This window comes from Corallococcus sp. AB032C, assembly GCF_003668935.1.
Classification (GTDB): domain Bacteria; phylum Myxococcota; class Myxococcia; order Myxococcales; family Myxococcaceae; genus Corallococcus; species Corallococcus exiguus.
This window is the reverse complement of the sequence record NZ_RAWP01000117.1, coordinates 1-21,045: the sequence shown is the minus strand read 5'-3', so window position 1 is coordinate 21,045 and position 21,045 is coordinate 1. Positions and strand designations below refer to the sequence as shown.

Annotated in this window: 17 protein-coding genes; 8 read left to right on the top strand and 9 right to left on the bottom strand. The window is 70.5% G+C overall.

The annotated features are described in order from the left end of the window. Positions 1 to 161 precede the first annotated feature (161 nt). Together D7X99_RS35085 and D7X99_RS35080 are read left to right on the top strand one after the other, a co-directional pair. On the top strand, positions 162 to 1,199 hold the full coding sequence (locus D7X99_RS35085) for a trypsin-like peptidase domain-containing protein (protein ID WP_121781580.1): 1,038 nt from the start codon (positions 162 to 164) through the stop codon (positions 1,197 to 1,199). A gap of 81 nt (positions 1,200 to 1,280) precedes the next feature. After that, positions 1,281 to 3,641 carry a hypothetical protein gene (locus tag D7X99_RS35080; protein WP_121781579.1) on the top strand — a complete coding sequence of 787 codons (2,361 nt, stop codon included), beginning with the start codon at positions 1,281 to 1,283 and terminating at the stop codon, positions 3,639 to 3,641. 2 nt (positions 3,642 to 3,643) lie between these two features. Here the strand turns inward: D7X99_RS35080 and D7X99_RS35075 are convergent, their stop codons facing one another. Genes D7X99_RS35075 through D7X99_RS35065 form a run of 3 tightly spaced genes read right to left on the bottom strand, consistent with a single transcriptional unit; the run spans position 3,644 to position 6,028 of the window. After that, positions 3,644 to 4,444 (bottom strand): SDR family oxidoreductase, encoded by an 801-nt coding sequence (locus D7X99_RS35075; RefSeq protein ID WP_121781578.1) that lies wholly within the window; start codon positions 4,442 to 4,444, stop codon positions 3,644 to 3,646. Positions 4,445 to 4,472: 28 nt separating this feature from the next. After that, entirely contained in the window at positions 4,473 to 5,267 is a 795-nt protein-coding gene (locus D7X99_RS35070; RefSeq protein WP_147476356.1) for a ZIP family metal transporter, read from the bottom strand. Further along, a complete protein-coding gene (locus D7X99_RS35065; protein WP_121781576.1) occupies positions 5,249 to 6,028 on the bottom strand; it encodes an alpha/beta fold hydrolase in 780 nt (259 codons plus the stop codon). Before D7X99_RS35065 ends, D7X99_RS35070 begins: the two co-directional genes overlap by 19 nt. An 88-nt stretch (positions 6,029 to 6,116) precedes the next feature. Here D7X99_RS35065 and D7X99_RS35060 point away from each other — a divergent pair, with 88 nt between their 5' ends. After that, the gene (locus D7X99_RS35060) at positions 6,117 to 6,656 is read left to right on the top strand and encodes a nuclear transport factor 2 family protein (protein WP_121781575.1); all 540 of its coding nucleotides are present in this window, start codon (positions 6,117 to 6,119) and stop codon (positions 6,654 to 6,656) included. A 132-nt stretch (positions 6,657 to 6,788) separates the two neighbouring features. Next, entirely contained in the window at positions 6,789 to 7,190 is a 402-nt protein-coding gene (locus D7X99_RS35055; RefSeq protein ID WP_121781574.1) for a hypothetical protein, read from the top strand. Between the two features lie 37 nt (positions 7,191 to 7,227). On the opposite strand, the gene D7X99_RS35050 is transcribed toward D7X99_RS35055, so the two are convergent. Together D7X99_RS35050 and D7X99_RS35045 are read right to left on the bottom strand one after the other, a co-directional pair. Further along, complete coding sequence (locus D7X99_RS35050; protein ID WP_121781573.1) at positions 7,228 to 8,331, bottom strand: PE-PPE domain-containing protein; 1,104 nt, start codon at positions 8,329 to 8,331, stop codon at positions 7,228 to 7,230. A gap of 66 nt (positions 8,332 to 8,397) precedes the next feature. Beyond that, positions 8,398 to 10,074, bottom strand: coding sequence for an amidase (locus tag D7X99_RS35045; protein WP_121781572.1), 1,677 nt, complete (start codon positions 10,072 to 10,074; stop codon positions 8,398 to 8,400). 78 nt (positions 10,075 to 10,152) lie between these two features. Here D7X99_RS35045 and D7X99_RS35040 point away from each other — a divergent pair, with 78 nt between their 5' ends. Next, entirely contained in the window at positions 10,153 to 11,124 is a 972-nt protein-coding gene (locus D7X99_RS35040) for a hypothetical protein (protein ID WP_121781571.1), read from the top strand. Between the two features lie 3 nt (positions 11,125 to 11,127). Here D7X99_RS35040 and D7X99_RS35035 read toward each other — a convergent pair whose 3' ends face one another. After that, complete coding sequence (locus tag D7X99_RS35035) at positions 11,128 to 12,705, bottom strand: hypothetical protein (protein ID WP_121781570.1); 1,578 nt, start codon at positions 12,703 to 12,705, stop codon at positions 11,128 to 11,130. Positions 12,706 to 12,755: 50 nt separating this feature from the next. Between D7X99_RS35035 and D7X99_RS35030 the strand changes: the two genes are divergently transcribed. Next, the gene (locus D7X99_RS35030) at positions 12,756 to 13,907 is read left to right on the top strand and encodes a BMP family protein (protein WP_121781569.1); all 1,152 of its coding nucleotides are present in this window, start codon (positions 12,756 to 12,758) and stop codon (positions 13,905 to 13,907) included. 345 nt (positions 13,908 to 14,252) lie between these two features. Here D7X99_RS35030 and D7X99_RS35020 read toward each other — a convergent pair whose 3' ends face one another. Then, entirely contained in the window at positions 14,253 to 14,984 is a 732-nt protein-coding gene (locus D7X99_RS35020; RefSeq protein WP_121781568.1) for an SDR family NAD(P)-dependent oxidoreductase, read from the bottom strand. Between the two features lie 207 nt (positions 14,985 to 15,191). On the opposite strand from D7X99_RS35020, the gene D7X99_RS35015 reads away from it, so the two are divergent. Further along, the gene (locus D7X99_RS35015) at positions 15,192 to 17,741 is read left to right on the top strand and encodes a hypothetical protein (protein ID WP_121781567.1); all 2,550 of its coding nucleotides are present in this window, start codon (positions 15,192 to 15,194) and stop codon (positions 17,739 to 17,741) included. A gap of 34 nt (positions 17,742 to 17,775) precedes the next feature. Here the strand turns inward: D7X99_RS35015 and D7X99_RS35010 are convergent, their stop codons facing one another. Both D7X99_RS35010 and D7X99_RS35005 read right to left on the bottom strand, forming a co-directional pair. Then, entirely contained in the window at positions 17,776 to 18,540 is a 765-nt protein-coding gene (locus D7X99_RS35010; protein ID WP_121781566.1) for a glucose 1-dehydrogenase, read from the bottom strand. 30 nt (positions 18,541 to 18,570) lie between these two features. Beyond that, positions 18,571 to 19,557: a zinc-dependent alcohol dehydrogenase family protein gene (locus D7X99_RS35005; protein WP_121781565.1), complete on the bottom strand. Its 987-nt coding sequence runs from the start codon at positions 19,555 to 19,557 to the stop codon at positions 18,571 to 18,573. Positions 19,558 to 19,838: 281 nt separating this feature from the next. Between D7X99_RS35005 and D7X99_RS35000 the strand changes: the two genes are divergently transcribed. Further along, entirely contained in the window at positions 19,839 to 20,915 is a 1,077-nt protein-coding gene (locus D7X99_RS35000) for a lysylphosphatidylglycerol synthase domain-containing protein (RefSeq protein ID WP_169825259.1), read from the top strand. Positions 20,916 to 21,045: the final 130 nt, after the last annotated feature.

Genomic DNA, 21,045 nt, shown 5'->3' with positions numbered 1-21,045 from the left:
CAGGTCCCTTCCGTCCGGCCTCGGGGGCGGGTGGAATGCGCGCCGGAAGCGCGGCAGGGGCCGTCCCTCCGGGCGCCCCCCGCCCGGTGCAATCGCTGCCCGCATGCGTACACTTCATGGTGCACGGCGGAGATGCATCGCGCGCGGCAGCGAGGAGACGGATGGAGCTTGAAGGCTCCGAACAGGAGGAACTGACCCACGCCCTCCTGGGCGCGTTCACCTCGGTGGAGGAGCTCCTCCGGATGGTCGAGGTGAAATGCGGCCGCAGCCTGGTGCCCCCCGTCGAACGGGAGGGGGCGGCGCGGGCCCGGGCGCTCGTGCGCACGGCGGAGGCGGAGGGGTGGACGGACGTGCTGGTGCGCGGCGCGCAAGCGGCGGCGCCAGGCCATCCGCGCATCCGCCGCTTCCTGCAGGGCTACCTGTCCTCCGTGCAGCGCAGCGTGCCCGGCAGTGCCCTGGCGCGCATCGTCCAACAGTCCAGGCTGGCGCTGACGCCACAGGCCTGGCGCGACCAACTGACCATGCTGTCGCGGCGCGTGTGCCGCGTGGAGCTGGAGGGCGGCCGCGCGTTGGGCACGGGCTTCCTGGTGGCTCCGGACGTGGTGCTGACGAACTCGCACGTCATCGAGCACCGGCTGCTGGAGGCGCTGCGCGTGCGCTTCGACTTGAAGGTGCTGCCGGACCGCATCGCGGTGCATCCCGGTCGGGTGTACGCGGTGACGGCGTGCCTGGCGCAGAGTCCGCACAGCCCCGCGGACCTGATGCACCCGCGTCCGCGCGAGGCCACGCGCGACGAGCTGGACTACGCCTTCCTGCAGATCCAGGACGCCCCCGGCGAGGACCGGGTGGGGGACCAGTCGCGCGGTTTCGTCCCGCTGGCCCCGTCGTCTCCCACGGCGTTCGAGCCTGGCGCGCTGGCGCTCGTGGTGCAGCACCCGAAGGGCCGGCCCATGCAGGTGGCGCTGGACACGTTCCAGACGGTCAACCGCTCCCAGACGCGAGTCACGTACTGCACCAACACGCACCCGGGCTCGTCCGGGTCGCCGTGCTTCACGCCGGACCTGGAGCTGGTCGCGCTGCACCACAGCGGAGACCCGCGCCCCGGCCACGAATCCGCCGAGGACGACGAGGGCATCCCCCTGGACGCCATCCGCGCGAGCCTGTCCGGGAGCGTGCTGCGCCGCCTGGGCTGGGAGTGAAATAACGCGTGGACGCGCATGCGAGCGCGGAGGAGGGGACTGCTATCGTCCGCGCGCATGAGCCTTCCCGCTCGAAGCACCATGGCCGCGAAGGGCCCGCTCCCCACGGGCGTGACACTGGCGTGCGCCGTGCTCTGCCTGTGGCCCATGCTCGCGGGCGCGGCGCCGCGCTTCGGCCTCGCCGGCCTGTCCTCCAACAACCAGGTGCGCCTGCGCACGTCCACCGCCCACCTGGAGACGGTGCTGCGCGTGGACCTGCTGCCCACGCCCACGGACGTGTCTCCGGACTCACCGCGCGACGCGAGCGCGGAGACCACGCGGGTGACGGTGCTGGTGGATCCGCTGCTCGCGGCGGACGGCACGCAGGTGCCGGTGACGGTGCGCGTGGGCACGACGGAAGGCGCGGCGGAGGTGCCCATCTCCGTGCGGCAGCCGGTGACGGTGACGCTGTCCGCGGACCTGCCCTCGGCCGGTGATTTCCACGGCCGCGTGGTGCTCCTGGGTGATGGCGTGCGGGAAGTCACCCCGCTCGTCGTGCAGCGCGTGGCGGTGGCGCCCACGGTGCAGTTCTATCCAGTGGCCCCCGCGCGCGGTTGGACGCTGGGGCCGTTCTCCGGCAAGGCCACGGTGCGGCTGACCTTCCGGGAGACGGCGGGCGTGGGCGGCGCGGTGGGGCCCGCGGCGGTGGTGCAACTGGACCGCAGGGCGGGCGGCTCGGGTGACGGCGCCGCGCCCGTGCAGGCGCAGGACGCGAAGTGGTTCTTCCGCGGACCGGATGGCCAGCCGCAAGGCACGGGGAAGGAAGGCATCCTCCAGGTGCCCGCCTACGGCACCGGACTGCTGAGCCTGGACGTGGACGACCTGCCGGAGTCCGGCGAGTACACCGGCACGGTGCGGCTGCTGGTGCCAGAGGGCGCGGCGGTGGAGCAGGCCTTCACCGTCTGGGTGAAGACGCCCGCGATGTTCGGCGCGTTCCTCATCTTCCTGGGCGTGGTGACGTCCGCGGCGGTGCGCTTCTACGTGCAGCGCGTGCGCCCCCGCGTGAACCTGCGCAGCCGCGCGGAGGCCGCTCGCCAGAAGCTGCAATCGCTGGTGCCCGCCCGTCCGCTGGAGCGCGAGGCCACCGTGGCCGCGTCGCTGCGCCGCCAGGTGGACGCGCTCCTCGCGGACATCCAGCGGCCGCTGAGCGGGCTCGTCGTGCAGGACTCCGTGCTCGCCCTCTTCGAGGCGCGCCTCCAGCTCTTCTCCCTCTGGTCCGTGCTCCTGCGGCAACTGGAGGGGCTCAAGGGCGTGGCGCTGCTGGACGCCGAGCGCAAGCTCAAGGCGGTGGAGACGCTGCTCCAGAATGATGAAGCCACGTCCGCGGACTTCACCGAACAGGTGCAGCTGCTGCGCACGCTCGACCTGGAGGCGGTGGCCCGCGCGGTGCTGGAGGCGCGGCTGACGGAGCTGGAGCAGCAGTCGCGGACGCTGTCCTCCCAACGTGGGGATGACCCCGTGAGCCGCCGGCTCCAGGGCGAGCTGCCCGTGTACGTGCTGCGCGCGCGTCAGCAGTTGCCGGGGCCCGACCTGGAGGCGTCGCGCCGGCTGGTGGAGGCCGCGCGCGAGGCGTTCCTCGAAATCCTCCTGACGGACCTGGAGGACGCCTTCACCGCGAAGGAGCTGCCCGGCGGCTTCACGCAGGAGGAGTGGGCGGCGCTGCGCCTGCGCGTGGGCGAACAGCTGGCCCGGTCGCGGGCCCGCATGTCCGCCAGCGTGGACGAGGCGTACCTCTACTACCAGTCCGCGCACGCGCTGTACCTGCGCGAGCTGGTGGACAACCTGGAGGAGGCGCTGACGCAACTCCAGGCGCAATCCGGAGGGGGGCTGAACGCCCTGGCGGACTGGCGGACCGCGGTGGACGGGCGGCTGGCGGCGGCACGAGAGCAGTTGGACAAGGGCGAAGCGAACCTGGCCGCGGCGGAGTACCGCGCCGCCCGCGAGGACTTCGCGCGCCACGTCACGCTCCCGCCGCCCCCGGTGTCCACGGGAGGCCGGCTGGCCCTGGAGTCCGTTCCCTCCGCCGTGACGCTGGACCCCTTCTCGCAGCCGGCCATGGAATCGCCGCCGCCGTCGCCATCGCCGCTGCCCGGCGGGCCCGCCACCGGGAACCTCTCTCCGCTGCCTCCGTCATCCACGAAGGCGAGCACCGACGCGCTGGTGAACCTGGATTGGATTCCCCTGCCGCGCTCGAGGGACTTGTGGAAGGTGGAGCTCGCGGTGCTGGGGATGATGTCCATCATCGCGGTGCTGCTGGGGCTCCAGGTGTTGGACGTCTTCGCGCCCACGTGGGGCGGCTCCGGTGGGTGGATGACCGCCTTCCTCTGGGGCTTCGGCCTGCATCAGGTGGGCAACGCCACCTTCGACGGCCTGTGGGGCATGGTGTCGCGGCTGGAGAAGTAGCGTCAGGCCTTCTTGCCGCGGATGGCGCGCGCGGCCAGCTTGTCCACCAGCGCGGGCGCCACCAGCTTGAGCACCAGTCCCACGCGGCCGGTGAGCGTCATCACCAGCTCCCGGTCGCGGCGCTCCATGGCGCGCAGGATGAGGGCCACGCAGGTGTCCACGTCCATGGTGGGGCCCGCTTCGTCGCGAGGGCTCTGGCCCAGGGGCTGGCCCTCCGGACCCAGCGCGTGCGCGCGGATGTCCGTGGCCACGAAGCCCGGTGACACCACGAGCACGTCCGTGCCGGTGCCCAACAGTTCGATGCGCAGCGAATCGAAGAAGCCCTGCATGGCGTGCTTGCTGCCCGCGTAGCCGGTGCGCATGGGCACGCCCGTCTTGCCCGTCAGCGATGACACGGCGACGAGCAATCCCTTGCGCGCCTTGATGTACGGCAGCGCGTGGAAGGTGCAGTGCACCGCGCCCAGGTAGTTGATACGCATGAGGCGCTCATAGAGGCCCAGGTCCTTCACGTCCTCGAAGCGCGAGTGCATGGTGATGCCCGCGTTGTTGACGAGCACGTCCACGCCGCCGAACGCCTCTACCGTGCGCTCCACCAGGCCGCGGCACGCCTCCGGGTCGCCCACGTCGGTGGGCACCGCCAGCGCCTTGCCGCCCGCGGCTTCGCACTTCGCCTTCACGCGCTCCAACGCCTGGGCATCCCGCGCCGCCAGCGCCACGTTCGCGCCCCGGCCGGCCAGGGCCACCGCCAGCGCCTCGCCGATGCCCGCGGAGGCACCGGTGACAATCACGGTCTTTCCTTGCATGGCCTCATCCTCTCAGGGGCGCGGCCCTTCAGCCATGGCCTCCCGCGAACCGCTCCGCGAAGTGCAGTCCGCCAATGAGCAGCAGGCCACACAGGAAGCCCACCACGCGCTGGCGCGAGTCCGGACCCCGGCGCAGCTCCGGCAGCAGGTCCACCGCGCCGATGTAGAGGAACGAGCCTCCGGCGATGGCCAGCACCGTGCCCTGGAGCGAAGGCAGATACCGCGTGCCCAGGAGCACGCCGGCGGCGCCCACCGCGGCGGTGAGCTGCACCCCGGCCAGCGCGACCAGCGACCGCGCGCGAGTCCAGCCCGCGGCGCGCAGGAGCGCGTAGTCGCCCACCTCCTGCGGCAGCTCATGGACGATGACGGCGAACGCGGTGGCGAAGCCCGCCTCTGGCGACACGAGGAAGGCCGCCGCGACCGCCGCGCCGTCACCCACGTTGTGCAACGCGTCCGATGCGAGCAGCGCGGTGGGCAGCGTGGGCGAGACCGGGGGCGCGTGATGGCCGTGCGCGTGTCCGGCGGCGGCCTCCGCGTCGTGATGGTGATGGCCCAGGGCCCACTCCATGAGCGTCAGCACGACGAAGCTCGCGAAGGCCCACGCGAAGGCCGCATCGCCCTTGGCCGCCACCGCCTCCGGCAGCACCTCCAGGAACACCGCGCTCAGGAGCGTGCCGGCGGCGAAGGCCACCAGCGCGGGGAGCCGCCGTTGCAGCCAACGCTCGGACAGCACTCCGCCCGCGAGCCCGGCCAGGCCGTCCAGGCCCACGGCGATGAAGACGAGCAGGACGGTGTTCGCATCCATCAGGGGGCCATCAGCCACGTGAGCACGTCCTGGGGACTGTCCACGTGCACGAAGTGGCCGGCGTCCGGGAGGAAGGCCACGGGGCAGCCGCCGTCCTCCAGGCGCTGGGCGCTCTCATCGGACACGTACCGGCTGCGACCGCCGCGGATGCAGCGCAGGGGCGGATGCACGGGGCGCTCCACCGCGGGCCACAGGTCCTCGCCGTTGACGCGGCGGTGGAGCCGGAGGAGCGCGTCGCGGTCGAAGCGCCAGCGCACGCCGTCACCGTCGGGCGTGAGGTTCATGAGGAGCCAGTCCGACAGCGCCTCCGACAGGCCGTTGCCAATGAGGTTCGCGCGCAGGTCCTTGCGGCTGTCCGCGCGCTGCGGCGCCTTCAGCAGGATGTCCAGGACATAGCCGCTGTCCGACAGGTTCAGTGGCACGGGGCCGGGCGCGATGTCGAGCAGCGCCACGCTGCGCACGCGCTCGGAGGACTCCAGGCTCGCGGCCAGGGACACGCGGCCGCCCAGCGAGTGGCCCACCCAGTCCACGGCGCCGGTGAAGCCCTGCGCGTCGAGCGTGTCCACCACGTCGCGCGCGAGCGTGGTCAGGTCCGCGTCCGGATGCAGGGCCGGGGAGGTGCCGTGGCCGGTGAGGTCGGGCAGGAGGATGCGGCGGCGCGGATCGGCTCTTGTCCACGCGACGGCCAGCGAGCGCAGGTTGCGGCCCGTGCCGAGGAAGCCGTGCAACATCACCGTGAGCACATCCCCCGTGCCCACCTGAAAACTTTCGAGCACCACGCCACCACCGCCTTGTGTCGCATGCCTTGACCTGGAGGCACGCCTGCCGCTTCATACCGCGAACCCCCCTTGCGTCGAGGTGAACCCGATGGCATCCGTCTCCTGGTTGTTGCTGGCGCTCGGCGCCAACCCCGTCGTTGCTCCGGCCGCGGCCCAGGCTCCGGCCGACCCGAAAATCGCGGTGGCCACGGTGCTGGACGACTGGCACCGCGCGGCGGCGGTGGCCAACGAGCCGCGCTACTTCTCCTTCTTCACGCCGGACGCGGTCTTCATGGGCACGGACGGCGAGGAGCGCTGGACGGTGGACCAGTTCCGCGTGTGGTCGAAGCCCTACTTCTCCAAGGGAAAGGCGTGGTCCTTCAAGTCGGTGTCCCGCAACGTGTTCTTCTCCAAGGACGGCCAGGTCGCCTGGTTCGACGAGGCGCTGGACACGCCCAACCTGGGCCCCGCGCGCGGCAGCGGCGTGCTGGTGAAGGACGCGGCCGGCTGGAAGATCGCCCAGTACAACCTCTCCGTCCCCATCCCCAACGACCTGATGGGCGAGGTGACGAACCGCATCGCCACGTACTCCAAGGCAAAGGCAGCCACACCGCCCGCCCCGGCAAGCAAGCCCGCGCCGAAGCCCTGACGCATGCCCGCCTGCGTCATGCCGGGCTTCATGACAGAACCATGACAAACGCATGGCGGAGCTGAGGCCCTCCGCCATTTCCTACGCTGTACGTTGGAGTCCTTCGCCGCTCTGTAACGGAGGCCCCAACGCATGCGTGTCATCACCCCCGACCTTCTCGTCGCGGCCGTGACGGAACTCTCCCGGGGATCGAAGCTGGTCCGACTGAAGGACGTCCAGGCGTGGTGTGAGTGGAACGGCGTGGATGCGGAGGGTGACGGCCTCCGGAACCAGGCGCTCTGGGAAGCGGAGCGCGCCGAGGCCCAGGGTCAGCGCCGGCTGCTGAAGTTCAAGAGCGGCGAGTGCAAGCAGTCCCGGCTGGGCTGGGCGCTCATCCCCCACGGGACCAAGGCGCGCGAGCTGGCCACGGACCTGCGCTGGTGCGAACAGGCGTGGAACGGCATGGACTGGGAGTGGGTGGGCGGAATCGCCCCCGTCCCCGAGCGCCGTCCCAACCGGGCGCGGACCGAAGAGCAGGCGCCCGCCTCACCGTGATCCCCAGGCGAGCAGGAACACCGCGCCCCCAGTGGCTTCAGACCGCGTCCTGGATGTTGTTCAGGTACGTGTCGATGCCGTGCTTGCCATCCAGGGCGAAGACTTCGCCGTTCCCGGCGGAGTCGAAGGTGTGGATGGTCGCTCCTTCCGGATACTGGGTGGACGGGCCGCCGTTGAGGATGCCGATGCCGGGGAAGAGGCCGGACGCGATGCCGCTCACGATGTCCGTCACCGGGTTGAACGCGTGCGTGCCCAGCCACGAGGGCACGGGGTCCTGCTTGTTCACGTAGAAGGTGTACTTGGGCCCGTCCGGGAACGTCTTGCCCGCGCCCGCGAAGGTCGAGACGTTGATGTTCCCGAGCAGCGCCTCGCGCTTGTCGCGGTTGCCGTCGCCGAGGACGGGCAGGTTCCCCCAGAAGCCGCCCATGTCGTCCTTGATGCGGTTGTCCACGTCGCGCAGCGCGCTCGACACGATGGCGCCACCCTGGCTGTAGCCGGTGACGTTGACCTTCTTGCCGGCCTGCAGGTCCCTGTAGATGGCGTCCGCCAGCGTCTGGGCCGCCTTGTTGTCGCCAAGGCCCAGCCGGTCCATGCCCGTCTGCGCCACGTCCGCGGGCAGCCCCTCCGTGGCGTTGTAGATGGGCACCACGTTGGTGCCCGTCTCGTTCGCCAGCTTCTGGGCCTCGCCCGTGGCGTTCCCATCTCCCTGCGGCTGCGTGAGGATGCCGTTGACGTGGTACGTCGTCGGCGTCGGGGAGGCGATGGGCTTCTCCGGCTTGAACGGCGGCACCTCCGACACGGAGAACTTGTCCGGCGGATAGGCGTAGCCGTCCGAGCCCAGGTACATGCCGTCGTAGGTCTTCGGATCCGCGTTCGAGTCGATCTTCAGCGCGCCGCGAGCCACCTTCGTCGCCTCATCCAACTGCACCGTGCCGGCCTGCACCGTGCCCGTGTTGGACTGGATGGGCGGCAGGTTCGCGTTGCCGGAGCTGGAGGAGGAGGAGGCGCGCTTCGCCTCGAAGACGTCCTTGGCCGCCAGCGGGCGCGCGAGCGCGTTCTTCGCCACGGGGCCGGACTGTCCCTCCACGGCGCGCGGCGTCACCTGCCGGACTCCGCCTCTTCCCACTCCGTCGATGGACATGTCCCGGACCTTCCGTGCTCGCGGTTCGAGAAGGTTATCGGGAGATGAGAAGAAGAGTTGTCCCGGTCAGGGCAGAACGTTGACGTGGATGCCCGGGGTGCGGCGCTCGCTCGCGCGCTCCACCACGCGCCCCAGGCGCAGCAGCAGGTGCTCTTCGTACGGGCGCCCCATGAGGTGCACGCCCACGGGCAGGCCCGCGCGGTCGAAGCCCGCGGGCACGGAGAGGGCAGGGCAGCCGGTGAGGTTCGCCAGGCGGATGAAGCGCATCAGCGCGTCCACCACCGGCAGGTTCGACTCTCCGGCGGGGAGCGTCGCCTCGGGGATGGCGGGCGCGGTGCTCGCCGTCGTCGGCGTGACGATGACGTCCACGTCCTCCATGAGCGCCAGCAGCTCGCGGGTCAGCCGGTGCCGGTGCCGCAGTGCGTGGATGAGGTCCGTGGCCCGGAAGTGACGCCCCAGCGCCAGGTTGGTGCGCGAGTCGAGCCCGAACACCGACGCGCGGGCCTTCACCTGCGGCAGCATCGCCTCCGCCATCTCACTCAGGATGATGCAGCTGTGCGTCCAGAGAATCGTGTTCAGGTCCGGCGCGGGAAGCTCCACCACCGTGGCGCCCGCGTCGGTGAGGGCGCGCACGGCCTCGCGGCAGCGAGCCACCACGTCGGCGTCCGCGTCTTCAAAATAAGGCGTGCAGATTCCCATCCGCACGCCCTTCAACGCGCCGTCTTCATAGCCAGACAGGTGATGCGGAGGTTGTTGCCGGGCGACGACGTCGTGTCCGTCCGGTCCGGCCACAATCGCATACGCCGCCGCCACGTCGTCGACGGTGAGACCCAGGGGGCCCACGTGCGCCACGTTCCAGCACAGCGGCGGCACGCCCGTCTCCGGGATGCGGCCCCAGGTGGCCTTGAGCCCGACGATGCCGCACAGCGCGGCGGGGATGCGGATGGAGCCGCCGCCGTCCGCGCCAATGCTCACCGGGCACAGGCCCGCCGCCACCACGGCCCCAGAGCCGCTGGAGCTCCCGCCGGTGATGTGGCCCCGGTTCCACGGGTTGCGCGCGGCGCCGTGGTGCGGATTCAACCCGATGGGGTTGATGCCAATCTCCTGCATGTTGGCCTTGCCCAGGATGACCGCGCCCGCGGCCTTCAACCGGGCGGCCACGGTGGAGTCGGCTTGGACCGGCTCGGTGCGGAACGTGGTGCCCAGCGTCGTGGGGAAGCCCGCCAGGTCCAGCTCGTCCTTGATGACCACGGGCACACCGTCGAGCACGCTCAAGGGCATTCCGGCGCGCAGCCGCTCCGCGGACGCCTCCGCCGCCCGTAGTACCTCCTCCGGCTTGCGAGCGATGAAGAGCCCCAGGCGGTCCGCGCCGACGTCCAGCCGTTCAATCGCCTCGTGGACCTTGTGCGTCACGGCCACTGGATCCGTGCTCCCGTCCCGGTAGGCGCGAGCGAACGCCGCGACCGTCTGCTGCTTCGGCGTCACGGGCGACGCGGCGACAGCGCGCGCGGCCTGCTCCACCGGTGTCTGTGATTCGGAAGGCGGCGCGCCCGGGGGCAGCGGGTACTGGATGGGCGGAGCATCGCCGGCGGACAGCTCTCGCCACTGCTCGATGCCGCTGTCCCGCATCAACTTCTCCACCAGCGCAGGGCCCACGCCGCCCCGCTCCAGCGTGTTGACCATGGCCTTGAGGGCCATGCCTGAGAGTCGCGGAGCCTTCACCGGAGCGCGTCGGTAGGTCATGGCCCCCGAGCCTACACCCCATGCACGTCCACGCATCAGGTCGTTCCCTGCGCCTGAAACAACCCGTAGATTCAAGTCATGCCCAAGATTGCCAGAGGCACTCGCCTGAAGCGCTTCAACCACTTGTCCAAGACGGAGAGTCAGGCGAGCGTCGCCACCCTCTCCGAGCGGATCCGCGCCGAGTTCGCCCGGGTGCTCTGCATCCGCAAGACGCGGCGGGTGGAGGATGAAATCAAATACAACATCCACCCGAGGTACAAATACTACCACCTGGGCATCGACGCGGTGGAGCCCTCGCTGGACAAGAACTACTGGCACGCGGCGTTCACCGTGCTGCAGGGGCTGCCCATCCAGGAGTACGACTCCTTCAAATGCCCGGGGGTGGTCATCAGCAACCAGGCGGAGCTCGCTGGCTGGGGAAAGGGGGACCTGGGGCTGCCCACCAAGAACGTCCTCGAAAGCCGGTATCCTGGCGAGTTCCCCCGCACCGCGGCGCCGCAGGCCAATGGGAAGACCCTGGGGACCTGGGATCTGGTCAGCGCGAAGCTCGTGGAGATGCGGGAGCGGGTGAATGGCACCCGGCCCGACGTCAGCTCCACTGGAAAGCGGCGCGGCGTGGAGCGGAATATCGTCCTGGAGGACGGCACTTCGTTCCCGAGCGGCGTCATCAAGGCGCCCTACCTGAACGCGGCCTCCATCCCCTACGGCGAGGCCCAGGTGCACTACCTCCCCGAGCATGTCCTGGGCGTCTACGCGGAGCTGCTGAGCCAGCAGCAGATCACCGCGTATCAGCAGGCGGACAACGCGCGCACGGCGGAGGTCGCCCTCCAGGACGCCGTGGAGGCCATCCGGGGGGCGCTAGACCTGCGCTTCTACCTGAAGACCACCTGCAAGATGGCGGTGCCGCTCGTCGAGTACTCCCTGGGAGCCGTCACCCTCCACGCATCTCCCAAGGCGCTCATGACCGCGGCCGAGGCGAAGTGCCCCGCGGCCGTCATCGAGGCCGTGAAGGCGAAGATCCCCATTGGCATGTATGGCGATGACGCCTGAGCGTCAGTGGCCCGTGGGGGACGGAGGCACTTCCGTGTCGAAGATCTTGTCCGACCCCGGCTTGCCGAACACCATCGTCTGATGGGCTGGCGGGAAGACGGTGCCCGGGACGTGCATTCCGGACGCCTCCCAGTAGTGGCCGGAGGCATCCGTCGGCAGCACGAGCTTGTTGCCCAGCGCGCCGGAGGCCGCCTGGAGCACCTCGTAGCAGGTCCGGCAGGGCGTCTTCACGCCCCCGATGAACGCCGGGGATGACTCGCTCAACAGCCCCGCCGCGTCCAGGTTCATGAGGATGGGATAGAACATCTGCTCCGCGTGGATGTCCTTCTTCGTGAAGGTCCCGCGGCCCTGCTCCGGCACGACCAGGTAGACGCGGCCCGGAGCCACCGCGGGCGCCGTCCAGGCCGTGTAGTCGTCGCCGTTCTTCGTGATGGTGAGGACCTCGTGGTTCGCGCAGTTCAGCGACGCACGGAGCTGCTTGAAGATGTACTTCCATTGATATTGGAAGTACTCCGAATAGGCCGCCTCGGTGTTCGAGACGAAGGCCGCCTTGTAATCCGCCAGTCGATCCGTGTGGGACTTCTTCAGGTTGCGCTTGGAGGAGTCGATGGACCCCGCGCCCGTCTTGCCAATCTTGATCTGTCCAATCAGCGCCTTGAGCGTCCCATGCGTGCCCAGGGAGTTCTCCAGCTCCAGCCCATAGGAGTAGTTGTTGGAGGAGATGTAGAGCGAGCCGTGGGCCCACATGGCCTGGAGCTCGACGGGGTTCATCGAGTCCCCGCCGAAGTCGATGGTGTAGAGCAGCGTGCACAGCCGCCGCATGAAGGAGTTGGGGCCCAGCTCGCGGTAATCCCAGACGGCGTCGCGGCCGACGATCTTCGCGGCGTTCACCACCGTGGGGGCGGACTGGCTCAGCCGGGGATAGCTGGTGCTGTTGACCGTCTCCCGGTGGGTCAGCAGGGTCTTGTATTGGTTGAGTGACACCACCCGGCCCGGGTGCGTGGTCGTCGTCTTCGGGTTCTGTGCGTTCGACAGTGCCCCGAACTTCGTGTCGTAGTCCTGCCGCCGCCTCTTCACCTTCTGGTAGGCCCGCTCGGTGTCGATGCGCGCCTTGGCGTCATCGTCCTCCACGGGCTTCACGCTGAAGGTGGGGACCTCGTCCTGGAAGCCGTCGTCCAGCCGCCGCCGCTTGAGGTTCAGCACCGCCGCGTCCGGAGCGATGTCGAGCGAGCCGCTGACGTCGTGCCGCGCCGGGTTGAGCAATCCGGCCTTCTTGCGCTTCTGGGCCTTGTTGGCGTCCGTCGTCAGCGGGACGAAGAAGATGGAGTGGTTGTGTCCGCACGTCGGACAGTCCGGACGGTTCGCCTTCTCATCCGAGTAGGTGCTGGGCGCGGAGTACATCCACTGGCCCTTGCAGTCAGCGCAGCCGAAGAAGAAGGCCATCGTCGACAGCTTGTCGACCTTGCTGCTGCCGCCTTCCTTCGTGCAGTGGTTGCACGTCGGCATGTCGCCCGGCAACTCACTCTCCAGGAAGATGCCGCTGGTGTTCAGGCACTTCTGACACTTGAAGTAGTAGAGCATCGTCCACCCCGGGGGATCGCCAGAAGACGCATGGTACATTACGCGGCGTCATGCGCCCGCGCCGCCGAATCCTCCCCCTCGTCTTGTGTCTGTTGGCGGTCGCTACTGGCTGCAAGAAGGAGGCGCCCGCCGCGCCTTCCAAGCCCGCAATCGGCCTGGTGCTGGGGCTGGGAGGCCGGGGCGACCACGCCTTCAATGACTCCGCCCTGCGGGGACTGGAGCTGTGGGCCGGGGGAGTGAAATACGAGAAGGCTGGATATCAGGACACCACCGCGTCCGAGCGGAAGGCCTCGCTGGCACCGGACGTCGCCGCGCGCGGGTGGGAGATGATTCCGCTGGGCATCACGCCGGTGGTCCTCCAGAGCCGCGTGGCGGAGGACTACGAGCCGAACCTCCAACTGCTCGCGGAGCAGCGCGTGTCGCTGGCGATGGGCGTGGGCTTCATGCTGGAGAACGCCGTGGAGACGGTGGCCCGGCGCAATCCCTCACTGCCCTTCCTGCTGGTGGACAGCCCGCTGCTGGACGCGCAGGGCCGGGTCATCACGCTGCCCAACGTGCGCACGGTGGTGTTCCGCGAGGAGGAGGGTTGCTTCCTCGCGGGAGCGCTGGCCGGGCTCGTCACGAAGACGGGCCGCGTGGGCATGGTGGGCGGGATGAAGATTCCCCTGGTGCAGCGCTACGAGGCTGGCTTCCGGGCCGGCGTGGCCGCGACGAACCCGAACGCCACGGTGCTGGTGAACTACACCGGCAGCTTCACCGACTTCGCCCTGGGCAAGCAGGTGGGGCAGGACCTGTTGCTCAAGAACACGGACGTCATTTTCGCGGCGGCCGGCGTGGACGGCCTGGGCGCCATCCAGGCCGTGAAGGAGGCGCGCGAGGCAGGCAAGGCCGTGTCTGTGATTGGCGTGGATTCCGACCCGTCCCACCTGGCGCCGGAGGCGGTGCTGTCCGCCGTCGTGAAGCACGTGGACCTGGTGGTGTACGAGGCCATCCGCGAGCAGCGCCAGGGTCGCTTCCAGGGTGGGAATGTCTCGCTCGGGTTGAAGGAGGGCGGCATGGGGCTGGCTCCCGTGCGGCTGGACTTCCCGGGCAAGGACGAGGCGCTGCGCACAGTGGAAGCGCTCAAGGCTCGCATCATCTCCGGGGAGCTGAAGGTGCCCACGCAGCCGGCGCCCAGCGGGACGGCGGGCGCCAATCCCTGAAAAGGGGCTCCCTCTCGCATGATTGGGAAACGGGCCTCCTGACGGACCATGGCGTCGACGCGGGTGCGGATCTCCTCCAACGTCCCGGCGGGGAGCTGCCGGAGCCCTGCCTCCAGGTCGCTCCACTCCTGCTGCGTGATGGGGAGCGGCGCGGCCAGATGGCGGCAGCAGTGGTCACACCCGCGGCGGCAGGGCCACCCGTCATGGGAGCCGGAGATGTCCGCCGCGCGCGTCTCCACGCGTGCGTAGACGGACTCCAGTGCGCGTCGCGCTTCGTCTGGCGTGCTCATCGGAGCGACTTTTTCATCGCTCCTCCGGCACCGGCGCATCTGTCCCGCGAGAGCGTCAGGCTCCGGCGGTCCAGCCACCGTCGATGTCGATGACCTGCCCGGTGGCGTACGCGCACGTCGCGAGGAAGTACGCCGCGTCCGCCATGTCGCGCACGGTGCCCGGCTTCTTGAGGGGCACCTTGCTCACGAGCGCGTCCAGGAACGCGCCGACCTGCTCCGGCGGGACGCCCCAGTCGATGGCCGTGTCGCGCGTGAGGCCGGGGGACAGGACGTTGACGCGGATGCCCTTGGGCGCCAGCTCCACGGACAGCGAGCGGCCCATGGCGTTGACCGCGCCGCACAGGCCCGCGCCGCCCGAGTAGTTCACCAGCGCAGTGTGACCCGCGATGCCGGAGCACAGGATGATGGCGCTGCCCGGGGCCATCTTCGGCACCGCGTAGTGACAGGCGGAGAGCTGGCCGAAGAAGCGGTCGTTGAAGAGGGCCCGCCACGACTGCGAGGGCACGCTGTCCACCGCGCCGAACATGGCCCCGCCCGCGCACGTCACCAGCAGGTCCACGCGCGGCACGGAGTCGATGAGCCGCTTCACCTGCGCGTCATCGCCCACGTCGGTGACGACGCCCCGGGCACCCCTGCCAATCTTCGCCGCCGCGTCCTCCAGGCGCTGCTGCCGGCGCCCGGCGATGACCACCTCCGCGCCCTCGCTGGCGAAGCGCTCCGCGATGGCGAAGCCAATGCCCGTGCTCCCGCCCGTGACGACCGCGATCTTCCCGTCCAATGCGCCCATGTGTGTGTCTCCCTGGAATGACATACGGATGGCCTGGGAGCGGCTGGCGGTTGCCCCTGCTTCATCCTCGGTGGAGCACCCGGGCCCACAGGCCTGACGGCAAGTCTTGCTGCGAGGACTGCTCGGCCGCCATGGTCTGGCGGGGCAGGGCACCTGGGTGAAGCCTGGGCCGTGCGCGACACCCCCGGACCGGGGTAGACACACGGCATGTCCGCCCTGCTCGACAGCGGCGTGCGCCAGGGCGCGGAGGTTCGCTGCCCCGGGTGCATCCGCTTCATCCCTGCTGATGCCGCGTGCCCTCACTGCCTCTGTGGTGCCATCCCGCTGGAGCGCTATGGCTCCGCGCGGGCGTTGGTGAAGTCCGGCGTGGACCGCTTCTCCCTGGCGGCCCGCACCGCCGCGCTGGAGCCCGCCCAGGTGGCGGTGCTGGAGGCGCGCTACGCACGGCAGTGGGGCGCGGTGCAGCGCCTCGCGGAGGACGCCCGTCGCATCGAGCCCCTCCTCATCCAGCGCGGCTTCGTGCGGGAGCTGGAAGATGCGTGGGCGGTGATTCTGCCCATCGAGGAGGCATCCCTGGAGGAGATGCTCGCGCCCTTCAGTCCCATGCCGGACTCGGTGGAGTGGCTGGCGAGCAAGTCTCCGGATCCGACCCTGCGCCTGCTGGCGTCGCTCGCCTGGGTGCATCAGGGCACCTGGTCGCAGGAGGCGCGCTACTCCGTGCGCAACCAGTTGCTGCACGGGGAGGGCCGCGTGGCGGTGGAGGCCATGCTCGCGATGACGCGCTGGCGCAGCGGCCTCTCCCCCCGTTTGAACCAGGAGGAGCGCGAGCGGATCCGCACCCTCGCCCTGGGGGTGCTCGACGTGCAGGAGCTGTCCGCACGCGCCGCGGTCGCCTGGGTGCGCGCGTCGCACGAAGCGCCGCCGGACAATGTCTCCGCCGCGCTCCACCGGGGCCTGTATGGCATGGACCCCGACGTCCGCTTCGAGTGCGCGCTGTGTCTTCGCGACGAGGTGGAGGTCGCCCAGGCGCTGGACTCCTCCGATGCGGACCTCGCCGCCTTCTCGCGGCGCACCTTGAGCCAGTGGGGCTCGCGCCGGCTGCTCACGCGCCTGCAGCGGGACGGGGACGCGGCCTTCGCCAAGGAGGTCCTCCGCGAACTTCCCACCCCTCCGCCCGAGGGCGCCCTGGAAGCGCTGCTCACCGTGTCGCTGCGCACGGTCGGGTCGCTCGCGGACGAGCTGCTCTCCTTCGCGAAGCGGCGCCCCTTCCGCGAATGGGGATTGGATGACCAGCGGCGCTGGGCCCGCTGGGCGCGCTCGGTGCTGAGCGACCTGCCCGCGGAGACCGCGCTCGACTTCTTCAGCTGGGCCGCCACGCCTCCGCGCGACGACCCCGAGCCCCCCGAGGAAGAAGAGTCCGAGGCGATGTGGGCCTTCCTGGAGGAGACCGTTCACGCCATCGACCGGGGCGCGAAGAAGGACCGCACCGAGTGCTTCCAGGACTCCTCGTTCGCGCGCTTCCTCCACCATTCGGGCGTGGACGAACAGCGGCGGCTGAACGACTGGGCCCGCGACCCGAACAGCGGCGAGGCCCTGCTGGAGGCGTTGCTCATGTTCCCCTCCAGGGCCCGGAACCTGAGCCTCATTCCGGAGCGCCCGAGCACGGAGAAGCACCCCGACCCCGGTCACTTCGGCCGGCTGCTGATGGCCGTCTGGGAAGGGCCGGGCCAGCACCTCCTGGTAGCGCCGCTGACCCGCGTGGTGCGTTCCTGGAGCTCCCTCACCGGAAGCGAGCTGTTCGTCGAAGCCGTGTGGAGGCGCTTCCAGTCCCATCCCGCCGAGCGCGCTCCCCTGCTCACCGCCTTCGCGGCCTGGCGAGACCGTCTGTGGGAGTACCAGTGCGACGTGGAGCCGGACGCGCTCGTGCGCTTCCAGACCTGGTGGCGCGTGGATCCGGAAGGGCTCTATCGCCAGACGGAGCAGCTGCTGGACCGCGTCCCGGTGGAAGCGCTCCCCAAGAGGCTGCGCGCCCTCTGGGACGCGGCGGAGGAGCTGGTGGGCACGCGCCCGCGCACGGCGTCCCTCTCCGTGTCGAAGGGCGCCATGTCGCTGCGCAACGGGCTGGAAGGCCGTGACGTCCACGTCCTCGATGTCCTGGACGCGGAGCTGGAGCACTTCGAGTCGTGGCTCCCCGCCTTCGAACAGCGCGTGCGCGCCACGCAGTCCCCGCCGGAGGAGTCCAACATCCACCGTGACTTCCTGGACGACACGCACAACGCGCTGCGGATGATGCGAGAGCGCCGCGAGCGCAGGCGTGAGGACCAGGAGCGCGAGCGGCAGCGCGCAATCGACCGACAGGTGGCCGAGTCCCGCCGCCGCGACCAGGAGCGCCAGTTGGAGGCCCAGCGCCGCGAGGCCGAAGCGCTCCAGGCCCGGCAGGCCGTGGAGCGCGAACAGCAGGAGACGCTCTCCCGCGTGAAGGCGCAGCGCCTGCTGGTGACGCTCCAGCCCCGCGTGCCGCTGAAGGACGTGGACCGCGAGGTGCTCTTCCCGGAGTCCGCCTTCCCCACGATTGTGGACTACGCGCGGATGATCAAGGCGATGCAGCAGGGCGGGGACGTGATGAAGCTCTTCGAGACCCTGGGGCTCACGCCCGCCACCTGGGCCGCGCAGGCCACCGCCTGGGGACAGGTGATGGTGGGCCGCATGGAGCTGGGCATGCGCTTCGGAGAGCTGCTCGGGGCGCCCTGGGAGTGATGTCCCCGGGCGCCTGGAGTGGGGGCCTGCCGCGCTACTGCGCGGTGGCGCCGCCGTCGAGGACCATCTCCGCGCCGGTCATCAGCTTGGACTCGTCCGACGCCAGGTAGACGACGGCGTTGGCCACGTCGTCCGGCTCACCGAAGTGGCCCGCGGGGATGCCCTTGAGCATGCGCGCGCGCGTCTTCTCCGCCTGTCCACCGGCCTGGGCCAGCGCCTCCACCATGGCGGTCTCCACGTAGCCGGGGTGGATGGAATTGCAGCGGATGCCGTAGCCCTTGTAGGCACAGTGCAGCGCAATGGACTTGGACAGCATGCGCACGGCGGCCTTGCTGGAGCAGTACGCGGGGAACTGCGGCACGCCCACGAGCCCCGCGATGGAGGAGATGTTGATGATGGAGCCCTTGGCCCCGCACTCCTTCATCACGCGGATGCCGTGCTTGCAGCCCAGGAACACGCCGTCCAGGTTGACCGAGTGCACGAACCTCCACTCGTCCAGGGACATCTCCTCCACGTCCTTCACGATGCCCATGCCGGCGTTGTTCACGAGCACGTCCAACCGCCCGAACTTCTCCACCGTGCGCGCCAGCGCGCTCACCCACTGGTCCTCGCGGGTGACGTCCAGCGGGAGGAACAGGCCGGCATCGCCCAGCTCCTCCGCCACCGCGCGGGCCTCGCCCTCGCGCCGGTCGGTGACCACCACCTTCGCGCCCTCGCGCGCGAGCATCCGAGCGGACGCGGCGCCCAGGCCCCCCGCACCGCCAGTCACCAGGGCCACCTTGCCTTCGACTCGCTTCATGGTCGTTCCTTCATGTGAGCGGCGGGTGCTTCACGCCGCGGGGTTGGGGGTGAGGAGAATCTTCCCGTTGCGGCCCGGCTCCAGCGCGCGCTTCACCGCGTCCTGGATGCGCTCCAGCGGATAGGTGCCGTCCACGGGCGCCTGGAGCGTGCCCACGGCCATCAGCTCCGCCAGCCGCGCGAGCGTGGCGTTCTGCTCCTCGCGGGGGGCGTCGCGCAGCCAGCGCGTCAGCCAGAAGCCGCGCAGGGTGACGTCCTTGAAGATGGCGGCCGCCGCGGACAGCATGGGGCCCTTGCCGCTCATGGCGCCGTAGTTCACCAGCGTGCCGCCGGTGGAAAGACAGTCGCCCACGCGGCGAGCGGACTCGCCGCCCACCGCGTCGATGCCCAGCCGCACCTTCGCGCCGCCGGTGGCCGCGCGCACCTGCTGGGGCAACTCGTCCGTGTCCAGCAGCACCACGTCCGCGCCCTGGGCCTTGAGCTGGTCGGCCAGCTCCTGGCGGCGCACGACGTTGACGGTCTTCAGGCCCATCACCTGCGCCAGGGTGATGAGGTAGCGGCCCACCGCGGAGTTGGCGGCGTTCTGCACCACCCACTCGCCGGGCTGGAGCGTCACGAACTGGCGCAGCATCAGGTAGGCGGTGGGCGGGTTGATGAGCAGCATGCTCGCCTGGAGCAGGTCCAGACCCGGAGGCACGGGCAACAGCTGCGCGGCGGGCGCGGTGAGGTGGGTGCGCCAGGTGCCCGCGCCCAGCGGGAGGAACACGAGGTCGCCCACGGCCACGGCGTCGGAGCCGGACACCTCCACCACGCGGCCCACGCCCTCGTTGCCGGGCGTGGCGGGCAGCTTGGGCAGCACGCCGTATTCGCCGGAGAGGGTGAGCAGGTCGGACGGGTTGATGGGCGTGGCGAGCACGGCCAGCCGTGCCTCGCCAGGCTTCAGCGGGGTGGGGGACTCCTCCACCACCTGGGCGACGTCGGAAGGCGGCCCGAAGGCCGAGAAGCGCACTGCTTTCATGGCATTGCTCCCGCGCTGTGAAGGCGGCGCCACCCTAACCGCCTTCCGCCCTGCTGCCGAGCGTGCGCTGTGGTGCCACGCGCGGTGTGCATCCGCTGGCGGATGGATCCGCTCCGCCTGCATTCCCGTCCCGAGGACGCGGCGCTCTGTCCACCCCCGGACGCGAGAGGAAGGAGGCTGACGGTCGGTGACGATCGGGCCTCGCCACGACGCTGGGGGCTGCACAGGTTCTGAAATGGACCCCGCGGTGGGGCGGGTGGGGACGGGCGAGGAGGGCGAGTGTGAGCAACGAGCACCGCGAAGGGGCCCTGGCCGGGCCGGGGGCCGCCGCAGGGGAGGGGCTTTCCGCCTCACCGTGCGTCTGGAGACGCAGACTGCTGACGGTACTCAAGCCGGTGTTCGCGATGGGCGGCCTGGGGATGTTGGGGACCCTGGTGCACAAGGCCGGCGCGGGCGAGCTGAAGACCACGCTCCTGGACGCGCTGCCGCTGCTCCCCTGGGTGGTGTTCATCGAACTGGGACGCCAGGCGTGTGACGCCACGGCGACGCGGCTGTCCTACGGCGCGCGTGCACGGCAGGTGCCGTTGTCGGTGTTGGTGCGAGCGCAGCTGATTGGAACCGCCGTGTCGAGCATGGCGCCCGCGGGCCGAACGGCGGCGGAGGCGACGAAGGCCACGCTGCTGACGCCATACACGGGAGGCGCGGCCGCGACGGCGGCGGCGGCCACGTCGCAGTCGGCGTCGCTGGGAGCCGGAGGGCTCATCTCCTTCCCGTGCGCGCTGGCGGCATATCTGATGACGGGCTGGAGCACGTTCACGGTGGCGATGCTGGTGCACGGCGTCGTGTTGCTGCTCGCGTCGCTGGGCGTGCGCGCGGGGCTCCGGACGAAGCGGCTGGGCACGTGGATGCGCAGGCGGTGCGGCAAGTGGGGCGAGCACGCGGAGGCGTTCCAGGCATCGGTGTGCGCCGGAGGGCTGTGTCCGTGGCGGCCGATGCTGGCCTTCCTGGGCAGCCGGGTGTTGCAGGTGATGCAGTACGCGGTGCTGGCGCACGCGGTGGGCATCGACGCGTCGGTGGTGCAGGCGCTGTTCACGCAGGGGCTCTACCTGGTGGCGTTGGCGATGGGCTCGCTGGTGCCGGGGCAGGTGGGCGTGACGGACGGGATGTTCTCGCTGGCGGCGGGAGCGATGGGGACGACGGCCGCGAAGGCGATGTCCATCGCGCTGCTCGCGCACACGGTGCAGGCGGTGTTCGTGCTGGTGGGAGCGCTCACGCCGCTGGTGTGGCGCGCGAAGGCGAGGGTGGCGGCCGCCGCGCCGGTGGTCCCGCCCGTGCTGACCGCGCCGGTGTACCGCTGAAAGGTATCCGTCCGGCGAGCGACGTGACCGAGCCTATTGCAGAGGGACGGGGACCGTGCTCGGCGATGGTCGCGAGCCTGTGCGAGAGCGGGCTGACGGGGCGGACCTGAGCAGGGGGCTCAGGACGAAT

Excerpts from the sequence above, each read along its gene's own strand:
- D7X99_RS35085 (WP_121781580.1), top strand. The coding sequence starts at position 162 with ATGGAGCTTGAAGGCTCCGAACAGGAGGAACTGACCCACGCCCTCCTG.
- D7X99_RS35080 (WP_121781579.1), top strand. The coding sequence starts at position 1,281 with ATGGCCGCGAAGGGCCCGCTCCCCACGGGCGTGACACTGGCGTGCGCC.
- D7X99_RS35075 (WP_121781578.1), bottom strand. The coding sequence starts at position 4,444 with ATGCAAGGAAAGACCGTGATTGTCACCGGTGCCTCCGCGGGCATCGGC.
- D7X99_RS35060 (WP_121781575.1), top strand. The coding sequence starts at position 6,117 with ATGGCATCCGTCTCCTGGTTGTTGCTGGCGCTCGGCGCCAACCCCGTC.
- D7X99_RS35055 (WP_121781574.1), top strand. The coding sequence starts at position 6,789 with ATGCGTGTCATCACCCCCGACCTTCTCGTCGCGGCCGTGACGGAACTC.
- D7X99_RS35050 (WP_121781573.1), bottom strand. The coding sequence starts at position 8,331 with ATGTCCATCGACGGAGTGGGAAGAGGCGGAGTCCGGCAGGTGACGCCG.
- D7X99_RS35045 (WP_121781572.1), bottom strand. The coding sequence starts at position 10,074 with ATGACCTACCGACGCGCTCCGGTGAAGGCTCCGCGACTCTCAGGCATG.
- D7X99_RS35040 (WP_121781571.1), top strand. The coding sequence starts at position 10,153 with ATGCCCAAGATTGCCAGAGGCACTCGCCTGAAGCGCTTCAACCACTTG.
- D7X99_RS35035 (WP_121781570.1), bottom strand. The coding sequence starts at position 12,705 with ATGCTCTACTACTTCAAGTGTCAGAAGTGCCTGAACACCAGCGGCATC.
- D7X99_RS35030 (WP_121781569.1), top strand. The coding sequence starts at position 12,756 with ATGCGCCCGCGCCGCCGAATCCTCCCCCTCGTCTTGTGTCTGTTGGCG.
- D7X99_RS35020 (WP_121781568.1), bottom strand. The coding sequence starts at position 14,984 with ATGGGCGCATTGGACGGGAAGATCGCGGTCGTCACGGGCGGGAGCACG.
- D7X99_RS35015 (WP_121781567.1), top strand. The coding sequence starts at position 15,192 with ATGTCCGCCCTGCTCGACAGCGGCGTGCGCCAGGGCGCGGAGGTTCGC.
- D7X99_RS35010 (WP_121781566.1), bottom strand. The coding sequence starts at position 18,540 with ATGAAGCGAGTCGAAGGCAAGGTGGCCCTGGTGACTGGCGGTGCGGGG.
- D7X99_RS35005 (WP_121781565.1), bottom strand. The coding sequence starts at position 19,557 with ATGAAAGCAGTGCGCTTCTCGGCCTTCGGGCCGCCTTCCGACGTCGCC.